Origin of the sequence: Pseudorhodobacter wandonensis (assembly GCF_001202035.1) — a bacterium.
In the GTDB taxonomy this organism is placed as follows: domain Bacteria; phylum Pseudomonadota; class Alphaproteobacteria; order Rhodobacterales; family Rhodobacteraceae; genus Pseudorhodobacter; species Pseudorhodobacter wandonensis.
The window spans coordinates 1-9,338 of sequence record NZ_LGHT01000001.1 but is presented as its reverse complement, the minus strand read 5'-3'; the positions used below and the strand labels follow the sequence as shown (position 1 = coordinate 9,338).

Sequence of the window (9,338 nt, the reverse complement as noted above, 5' to 3'; positions counted from 1 at the left end):
CTGCTATCTAACTAAAGATAGACTTAATTCTCTGTTTCGTGCTTCAGTTGAAAAACAACAAAAGCCGCAAAACAGTGAAGCTTGTCACCTAGGTCATCGGGAAAACCCTACTAGGCCGATATGCGTCGGTTAAACATCGAAACGTCCAAACCGCCCACATATCTCTTCAGATACTATCAATTTCAAAGAGCAGAAGACAAAAACAACTGACCGCGCTAAATCTTAGCGCAACCAACCGCCGTATCTCCAAGTATTTCCTGAACCCTTCCAGCCCATCGCCGCTACGTCCCGATCGTTTCCAACCGTCTTCGTTTCGGTAAGCCAGCTTTTAGGTACATCAATCAAAACCCGCAAGAGGAAAAATCACTTCCAGCGTCATCTTTCTGTTTCAACCAACGTTTATTGAGAATTTTCCCGCAAGAAGACCCAATACTGATCAAGCCGAAAACCAGAAAGCCGCGAATCCCCCCCCCCAAATCACCCCCGGCGGTCCGACTGACGACTCAAAACAGGCGATGGTTTTCGGAATCAGTGCTTCACGATGGCTGCCTCAGACAGTGAAGCTGACACTGAGGGGGCACCTTTGGCGCAATGCCGAAGATCGATTCTCATCTTTGGCAGCAAGGACCGTCAGTGTGAAATGCCAGACCCGCCATTATTAGGCCACAGGCTTATTCAGCATCAAAGCCAAAACAAGGTGGTTAGTGCGGCTGTTTGCCGGGCCGAGTTCTTTCGGCGCATCGGACCACTGCAAGCCTTGGCGATTGATGAATACTATTTCACCTAAAACGCGCCTGTCATCTTGGCGCGGACAGCCATGGCTTTGTGGAAGAAAGCACCGAAGCCGCTTGGATCGCCGCTCAGTCAGTACAGATTGCGCAACCTGTCCCATGGTTCGAGAGTGTTAATCATGCAGGCGTGACAGCCAAGGGCTATTAGGCTTGTCTGCTGCCTGGCACGGAAGTGCCCGTGCCAGGCTCAATTTCAGTCATAGACTTTTGACGGCAACCACATCGAAAGCTCAGGAATGAATGTCAGCATGAGCAGCACAATCAGCAGCGGAACCAAAAACGGCAGTGTCGCTGTCACGCATCTTTCAAATGGTACGCCCGATACTTTGGCCAAAACATATAACACCATGCCGACGGGTGGAGTCAGCAATCCGATCATCAAATTCAGGATGAGGATAATCCCGAAATGAACCGGATCGACCCCGACGGAAATTGCCACGGGCAAAAGCACCGGGGTCAGAATGGTGATCGCTGCGATGGTTTCCATAAAACAGCCGATAACCAACACGATGGCCATCATGATCAGCAGGATCATCGTTTTATCCTGCGTAAAATCGAGAAGATGCACAGCGAAAGTTTCTGCAACCTGATTGGCTGTCAGGATCCAAGCGAAAATAGTTGAGGTAGCTACAATCATCATGATTGAAGCTGTTGTTTCAACCGTGTCCATGGACACCCGAAGTATGCGTTTCCAGTTCAGCGTCCGGTAGACAAAAAGGCCCAGAAAGAGCGAGTAAGCCACTGCGGCAATCGCGGATTCGGTAGGGGTAAAGATACCGAACAGAATGCCGCCGACAATGATGATTGGCGTCATCAATGGCAAAATAGCGTCTACGAAGGTGCGGAAAAATACATTCAGACGAAAGCGGTCGTCCCGTGGATAGTTGCGAAGCCGCGAGTAGATCGCAACCATCACCATCAGTGCAAAGGCCATCAGCAGACCCGGGATCAACCCCGCTGCAAACAGGCGGCCGATCGAGGTATCTGCAATCACACCGTAGACGACAAGGGGCAGAGATGGGGGGATAATCGGGCCAATGGTCGACGATGCGGCGGTAATACCGACCGAGAAGTCGACGTCATAACCGGCCTCGCGCATTGCTTTGATCTCAATATTGCCCAAGCCGCCAGCGTCAGCCACTGCGGCCCCGGACATGCCGGCAAAAATGACGCTTGCACCGACATTCACATGCCCAAGCCCGCCATGCATCCAGCCAACCGTGGCACGGGCAAAGGTGAAAATCTTGGTGGTTATGCCTGCGGTGTTCATCAAGTGCCCGGCCATGATAAAGAAGGGCACCGCGATCAGTGGAAAGCTGTCGATTCCGCCGACCATTCGGTGCAGGACAACCACGCTAGGAACCCCGTCGAGCAGCGCAAAAACCAGCGATGCCAGCCCAAGGGCAACGGCTACGGGCGCTCCGGCAACAAGAAGCACGAAAAGGACGACAAAGAGTATTACAATGGCCATGATGTGCTTTCGATCAATCGGGGATGTCGTTTAGGGCGTGTTCTTCAATTCCGCGAAGAATGTCTTCCGGACTTTGGCGGATCTTGCGAATTAGCCAAATCGCCGAAAACAAGGCCATCACGGCGAGGCTCGCCGCGACAGTGTAAAACACCAAGTTCTTAGGAAATTCCATCGAGGCCATTTTGGTCTTTGTTTTCAGGCCAAGCTGAACCGCTTGCCACGACATAAAGGTGAAGAACCCTAAAGACAGCGCTTCCATCAACACCGCTAGGCGCTTTGCATTCATCGGCGACAGGTAGCGGTAGAAGAATTCAAGAAAGATATGTCCACCCTTGCGGCTTACCGAAACGGCCCCAAGGAAAGACATTAGGACAAGAACATAACGTGCAAGTTCTTCGGTCCATGCAAAACTGTCGTTCAACACATAGCGCGTGAAGAACTGCAAGAAAACGATGACAGAAAGGACCCAAAGGGCAAGCAGACCAGGAATATCAGTCAAACTGAAATCCGACACATCAGGATCGCGGTCTTCGATCGTAAATTCGGAGCGCGCGTCAAGCGCACCCCGTTCCGTTTCATCGGTGATATTCATGATTGTCCCTTAGTCCAGTCGGATCAAAGTTCGCTAAGACGCTTGAACTGCTCGGGCGTATAAGGCACGTCCGGGCCGGTCAGATACGGCAGAACTGCCTCGCGGAACGGACCACGATCGACTTCGTTGACGGTCACGCCTTGCTCACGGAACCAGGCGATAAGGTCTTTTTCCTGTGCCCGAATTTCCGTAGAGATCGCCAATGCGGTGTTTTCCATTACCTCACGAACGACTGCGGCGTCGGCCTCGCCAATACGGTTCAACGCATCGTCAGATGCGATAATCAGCAGCGAGTTCATGATGTGGTCGGTCAGGCTGATGTTGGACTGAACCTCATAGAACTTCTTGAACTTGATCGTTGGCAGCGGGTTTTCTTGGGCGTCAACAACCCCTTGCTGCAAGGCAAGGTAGACTTCAGAAAAGGCCATTGGAGTCGGGTTGGCGCCTACAGCTTTGGGAAACATCATCATCAGCGGCGAATCCGGAACGCGGATTTTCAGGCCAACCATGTCTTCCGGCTTCAGGATTGGTTTGTTCGACGTAACATCCCGATTGCCATAATAAAGCAGTGACAAAACCTGATTTCCGGTCGCATCATGATACCCCGTTGACAGCTCTTTGAATAGATCGGAGCTGCGATAGTTAAGCCAATGGTCATAATCGCGCATGATGAACGGATAGTCCGAAATTGCGATCGGCCCATAATAGCGCTCTACAAAGCTTGGTCCGGTATAGATGATATCAACCGCACCGATGCCCAAACCTTCGTTGATTTCAACTTCCTTGCCGAGCGAAGACGCTGGAAATACTTCGATCTGAACCCGACCGTCTGTCTTGGCCTTGATCTCTTCTGCGGCCTTCAAGGCCTCGACATGATAGGTTGACCCAGCCTCATAGACATGCGCCCATTTCAAAACTTCTTGCGCGTTGGCGGACGTGGCCGCAGCCAACGCAAAACCACCAGCCACAACAGCAGCTGCAATATTCTTAATCATATTTCTCTCCTCCCAAGCCCAACCTAGCGTTGGGCAGTCACTCGCCTATCGCGTGCTCTCCCGCACGATCGGCAATGCATCACATTAACTTGCATACAAGTAGATCTGTCAAATGTTTTGATGCTATTCTTGAAAATTAATACTATGCCTTGCGCAACGATGAGGTCTTTTCAGTGTCAGATCAGTTCAAACCCCTTTCCACCGCGCCAACGGCTGTGATGGATGCCCCCGTAACCCGGAGCAGGAATCGAGCGCCTAATTCCTCTCCCCAAGGGGTTGAGACCGTGGCTTTAGGGGCATCGCAATCCCTATCTGACAGCCTCTATCGGGGTTTGCGGGCCTCGATCATGTCCGTGGATCTGCTGCCGGGAACGCCCATTTCCGAAAATGACATTGCCCGCAGCAAAGGCGTAAGCCGTACCCCGGTTCGCGCTGCCATCCTTCGTCTTGCAGATGAGGCATTGGTCGAAGTGGTTCCAAAATCCGGTACATTTGTCGGGCGCATTCCGCTTTCGGCATTGCCCGAAGCGTCGATCGCGCGAAGAACCCTGGAAATGATGATCGTACAATCCGCAGCCAGACTGGCCACCTCTGCGCAAATCGACCTGTTGAAGGCCAATATTGAAGAGCAGTTCGAGATGGTCGCAAGGGACGATATTTCAGGCTTCCATGAGCAGGATAGTATCTTTCACAAGTCGATTGCGGAAATTGGTCAGCTTCCGAAAATCTGGAAATTCATCGAAACCATCAAGACCCAGATCGATCGCTTTCGTCGGTTGACCCTGCCGCATGCCGGACGGATGGCACAAGTCGCGGATGAGCACGCCCGTATTTTCGCGGCTATCGCCGCGGGTGATGAAGAGAAAGCAAGCCAGGAAATGCACAGACATCTTAGCGGGTTGCAGAACTACTTTGCGAATGGTGTTGCGGCCCACCCGCAGTACTTCATCCAAGATATCGACTTGTCAAAGATACCCAACATCTGATTTTTGGCGCGGTGCGGTTGGGCGCGGGCCTCATCGACAACCTTGGCAGGCCTGGAAAAATTGCTTTTGCCACGTTTGAATTGATTTAGGTTCCCGACCCGTTCATTTGCTTTCGGCTGTCATGCCTGAAAGATTCAAGCTTTCCAACTTGGGGCCAAGATGCGCAATCTTTGCTGGCTGAACCAGAATCAAATGGCACGGCTTCTAGCTTTGGGGTGAAAAAGGTGGGCGAGGTCGAATGATTTGCCCTCTCGAGGTTTTCAGGCAAACCGCTGCCGGGCAAAGACCTGTGGTTATGATGCCGATTGGTCCAAGACGCGTTGAAAGACAAAGGGATAAAGCCGAGCGTCCCAGACCGGAAGCCCCGCTGCAAACCGGTGAAATACGACAAGCGGCGCCGTAAACACTTTCTCGCGCATGTAAACATGCGTTGCCAGGTGGCACATCGAGATTCTGTTCGGGTAGTTTGCGGGCGGCACTGACGCGCGACAGGTCCGGTATTTTCTTAGACGCGCGTGGAACCACCTCATATTTGGGGGCGTTAAGATACCGCGATCTCGTACATACTGAAGGCATCCGGAGGTTTTCGCTCCTTTGATATCGCATATCAAAGCGTTGTGATGGATCTTGACGCAAATGCCAGACCGGATCCGAATCTGTCCGGCAACCCAATAGTGGTTCACTCGAAAGGATATTCTATGAAGCGTTTTCTAAATTCCACAGCGGCCTTGTCGGTTGCAGTCATGAATATTCAACCGTGGCCGCTTGTGGCCCAGACCCTTACAGACGTTGGAACAGTGATTGCGGCCGATGGGACGGTCCTGTGCGAGCCAACTGCCGATCTCGCTTGTGATCCGACTAACGCTGACCTGATTTTACAGGCCGAAAAAATCGAAGAGGAGATTGCAAAGGCTGCTGCCGCTGAGGCGGATGCAAAAGCCAAAGACGAGGCAGACGCTGCCGCCGCCGAAGCAGATGCGAAAGCCAAAGCCGAGGCAGATGCTGCCGCCGCCGAGGCAGATGCAAAAGCCAAAGCCGAGGCAGACGCTGTTGCAGCTGAGGCGGATGCAAAAGCCAAGGCCGAGGCAGATGCTGCTGCCGCTGAGGCGGATGCAAAAGCCAAAGCCGAGGCAGATGCTGCCGCCGCCGAAGCGGATGCAAAAGCCAAGGCTGAGGCGGAAGCTGCTGCCGCTGAGGCGGATGCGAAAGCCAAGGAAAACGCAGCAACTGCGGCGGATCCCGCTGCGGAAGCACCCGCCCAAGATACAGAGAAACTCGCCACCGAGACTGAGAACCCGACAGCAGCTGATCTGGAAGTAAAGGACGACGGAACAATCATTGACCCATCCGCAGGTCTAAAAACCGCCGAAGAGGTTATCGACCCTACGGCTGTCCCGGTCACAGCCCCCGAAGTCTCGGAAGAAGAGATCAAGTCCCTTTCTAACCTTCTCGCTCCGGAAGCCACTGTCACAACGACAGAGGATGCGCCTGAAACTGCGCAGCCCTTGGCTTCGGTAGAAAGCGGCGCAAAGCCGGTTGATGCTGCGCCTTCATCAGATGCGGTAACGGCCACATCTGAGACGTTGACAGAAGAGTCGACCCGTCGCGCAACCGAAGAGTTTGCAGCGGCGCCACAGGTCGTGGCGCCTGGTAAGAAAAACAAGCTTTCTGATCTGGAAAAGGCTGGGCTTGTGGTACTCGGGGCGCTGGCGGTTGGAACTATCCTCAATAGCAACAAACAGGCATCCTCGACCGAACAGCAGCAGGTCGTCTCCAATACCGGTGACCGCGTTGTGGTTCTGCAACCGGACGGAAGTTATCAGATTTACAAGGATGATGATGCGTTGATGCGCCGTCCCGGTAACACGTTGCGTACCGAAACCTTCAAAGACGGTTCGACACGCACGTTCATTGACCGCCCTGACGGCTCTCAGATTGTCACCATCCGCAATGCTACCGGGCGTGTTCTGCAACGCGTACATTATGACGCTCAGGGCAATGAACGCTTTTTGATTAACGATCTGGAGCCGGAGCGCCCGATTGTTGTGTCAAATTTGCCCAAGCCCAGAAACCGGCCCATCGTGATTTCGACACAAGACGGTGACGCCGCGCTGAGGGCGGCACTGTCCAAACGACAGATCGAATCGATTGGGCGCACCTTTAGCCTGCGTCAGGTACGGGATATTCCGCAGGTGCGCCATTTGGCAGCAATGATCGACGTAGATAATATCACCTTTGCGTCTGGATCGTCGGCGCTTTCGACATCTGAAATCAATGCGCTGTCAGATCTGGGCACAACGATGCAGAATATTCTGGATGCGAACCCGAATGAGGTTTTTCTGATTGAAGGACATACGGATGCGGTTGGCAAAGCTGCAATGAACCTTGCGCTATCGGATCGGCGGGCAGAGACAGTGGCACTGGCCCTGACGGAGTATTTTGGTATTCCGCCGGAAAATATGGTGGTGCAGGGCTATGGAGAGGGCGAGCTGTTGATCGACACGCAAGCCGATGAAAAACGCAACCGCCGGGCCGCGGTGCGCATCATCACACCGCTGCTTTGAAAATCGGTCCGGGCGGCAATTGGCGCCGTCCGGGCCAACTTTTGCGCCACTTTGGAAATAGGAGATGTGCTCGTTTCACAGCGAGAACAAGACGATGGCAGCGAGAGCGGCGGCTGAGAGGATGGCCCTCGGGCATCAGCCATAGCGCGGCGTGGCGACGTCAGACAAATGCGAACCGGCCATCGTAAGGCAAACAAAGCTGCCCTTATGTCGCGCCGAGATCACGCCGTTCAGCAAATACGGCAGTCCGGTTCAGCCTGAAATAAGGGCTGCTGACATATGCAAATAGCCCCGACAAGGACAGCCCAGTTTACGAGACCTCAGATGGCACCAGTACTCATCAACTTGATCGGCAGCCCTTCTGCCTCTTGCCTCAGCGACCCTCGGTGACTTGGCACGAAGGGATTAAGCGATCAGAGGGGATGTGTCGTGAGGGCAGATGCTGGTTGTCGGCTATGTCAAGGGGCTGCGGTCTGAACGTCGCCTGTGCCAAGAGGTGCATCTCAACCTTGCCTATCGCTGGTTTTGCCGTTTGGGGCTAGAGGACAGGGTGCCGGATCATTCCAGCTTTTCAAAGCTCAGACATGGCAAGTTTCGCGGCAGTGATATCTTTCGTCATATCTTCGAGCGCGTGGTGGCCCAGTGCATCTCCCATGGCTGGGTCGGCGGCCAAGGCTTCGCGGTCGATGCCAGCCTGATCCGTCGGCCGACAGGGCATTGCAAAGCAATGCACCGAGAGGCAGCGCCGATGTCCAGAAGCAGAGCTCCAGTCGTCAGGATAAATGGGATGCGGTTGCAATCGATCCATCCGATGCCCCGAGGGCGGTGCGTGAATATCTCGACACTCTCTACGAAGAGGCTTTCGGCGCTGCAACGCCCGTAAAACCCAAGTTCACGGCCCATGCTGATCCTACCAGCCAGTGGAGTGACGAGGGTCAGCAAATGATCCGGGGATCATTTGCCCGACGAACGGCCCGTAAGGGGGGTGGTCTTGTCACGCTTACGTTCCGGCCTCTCAACTCATTTAGGCAGCCTTTCGTTCGAAGGCCAAGGGGCTTTTGCCACCTAACGACGAATGCCGCCGTCGTGGATTATAGAACCCATTGATATATTGGAATATCGCCCCCTCGGCTTGGCGTCTGGTTTCCCAGTGGTTCCGCCAGATCAGCTCTGCCTTGATGGATTTGAAGAACGTTTCCACCATGGAATTATCGTAGCAATTTCCTTTTCCGCTCATCGATACTTTGAACCCATGCTTCGAAAGACGCTTCTGATAGTCATGTGAACAGTATTGCGACCCACGATCCGTATGATGAATGCAGCCCTTCGGTGGTTGCCGTAGGGCCACCGCCATATCCAGTGCTCGGATCGCCAAGTCGCGGTTCATCCGGTTGCTGACAGCCCACCCAATGACACGACGGGAGTAGAGGTCGAGGATGACAGCCAGATATAGCCAGCCTTCACTGGTCCAGATGTAGCTTATATCACCAGCCCATTTCTGGTTTGGGCCATCCGCAGTGAAGTCCTGATCCAACAGGTTGGGCGCGATGTTGAACGCATGGTTGCTGTCCGTGGTCACCTTGTATTTCTGGGTCCTGACGGTCTTGATGCCGTTCATGCGCATTAGGCGGCCAATCCGGCGGTGCCCAACCCTCAGCCCCATCTCCTGCAACTCTTCGGTCATGCGTGGTCGACCATAGCTATGCAGGCTCAGACGATGTTGCTCTCGGATATGCGCCAGATAACCACATCGCCGCGCTGCCGCTGGCTCATCGGGCGAACCCGCCACGCACGATAACCACGCGATGTAACCTGCATAATGCGGCAGAGAAATTCCACCGGCCATTCTTCTTTCCAGGCATCAATGAAGGCGAACCTCATCGGTTTTGGCCTGCAAAGAAGATGGTGGCCTTTTTTAACACTTCCCTCTCCTCGCGAA

General features: G+C 53.8%; 5 protein-coding genes and 4 pseudogenes. 4 read left to right on the top strand and 5 right to left on the bottom strand.

Annotation, left to right across the window (positions count from 1 at the left end; genetic code table 11):
• Nucleotides 1-700: 700 nt before the first annotated feature.
• The 4 genes and pseudogenes from AKU79_RS18760 to AKU79_RS00020 form a co-directional block, all read right to left on the bottom strand.
• Nucleotides 701-892: pseudogene (locus AKU79_RS18760) on the bottom strand (transposase); the annotation flags it as partial.
• 92 nt (nucleotides 893-984) lie between these two features.
• Nucleotides 985-2,262, bottom strand: coding sequence for a TRAP transporter large permease (locus tag AKU79_RS00030; protein ID WP_050521557.1), 1,278 nt, complete (start codon nucleotides 2,260-2,262; stop codon nucleotides 985-987).
• Nucleotides 2,263-2,275: 13 nt separating this feature from the next.
• Nucleotides 2,276-2,854 (bottom strand): TRAP transporter small permease, encoded by a 579-nt coding sequence (locus AKU79_RS00025; protein WP_050521556.1) that lies wholly within the window; start codon nucleotides 2,852-2,854, stop codon nucleotides 2,276-2,278.
• A gap of 23 nt (nucleotides 2,855-2,877) precedes the next feature.
• On the bottom strand, nucleotides 2,878-3,849 hold the full coding sequence (locus tag AKU79_RS00020; RefSeq protein WP_050521555.1) for a sialic acid TRAP transporter substrate-binding protein SiaP: 972 nt from the start codon (nucleotides 3,847-3,849) through the stop codon (nucleotides 2,878-2,880).
• A 284-nt stretch (nucleotides 3,850-4,133) separates the two neighbouring features.
• On the opposite strand from AKU79_RS00020, the gene AKU79_RS00015 reads away from it, so the two are divergent.
• The 4 genes and pseudogenes from AKU79_RS00015 to AKU79_RS19965 form a co-directional block, all read left to right on the top strand.
• Nucleotides 4,134-4,835, top strand: coding sequence for a GntR family transcriptional regulator (locus AKU79_RS00015; protein WP_197087154.1), 702 nt, complete (start codon nucleotides 4,134-4,136; stop codon nucleotides 4,833-4,835).
• A 291-nt stretch (nucleotides 4,836-5,126) separates the two neighbouring features.
• A pseudogene (locus tag AKU79_RS19095) lies at nucleotides 5,127-5,239 on the top strand (IS5/IS1182 family transposase); the annotation flags it as partial.
• Nucleotides 5,240-5,533: 294 nt separating this feature from the next.
• Entirely contained in the window at nucleotides 5,534-7,399 is a 1,866-nt protein-coding gene (locus AKU79_RS00010; RefSeq protein WP_050521553.1) for an OmpA family protein, read from the top strand.
• Nucleotides 7,400-7,835: 436 nt separating this feature from the next.
• Nucleotides 7,836-8,326, top strand: a pseudogene (locus tag AKU79_RS19965) (transposase); the annotation flags it as partial.
• 97 nt (nucleotides 8,327-8,423) lie between these two features.
• Here the strand turns inward: AKU79_RS19965 and AKU79_RS00005 are convergent.
• Nucleotides 8,424-9,338, bottom strand: a pseudogene (locus AKU79_RS00005) (IS3 family transposase); the annotation flags it as partial.

Coding starts and splice junctions, on each gene's coding strand:
- AKU79_RS00020 (WP_050521555.1), bottom strand. CDS start 3,849: ATGATTAAGAATATTGCAGCTGCTGTTGTGGCTGGTGGTTTTGCGTTG.
- AKU79_RS00025 (WP_050521556.1), bottom strand. CDS start 2,854: ATGAATATCACCGATGAAACGGAACGGGGTGCGCTTGACGCGCGCTCC.
- AKU79_RS00010 (WP_050521553.1), top strand. CDS start 5,534: ATGAAGCGTTTTCTAAATTCCACAGCGGCCTTGTCGGTTGCAGTCATG.
- AKU79_RS00030 (WP_050521557.1), bottom strand. CDS start 2,262: ATGGCCATTGTAATACTCTTTGTCGTCCTTTTCGTGCTTCTTGTTGCC.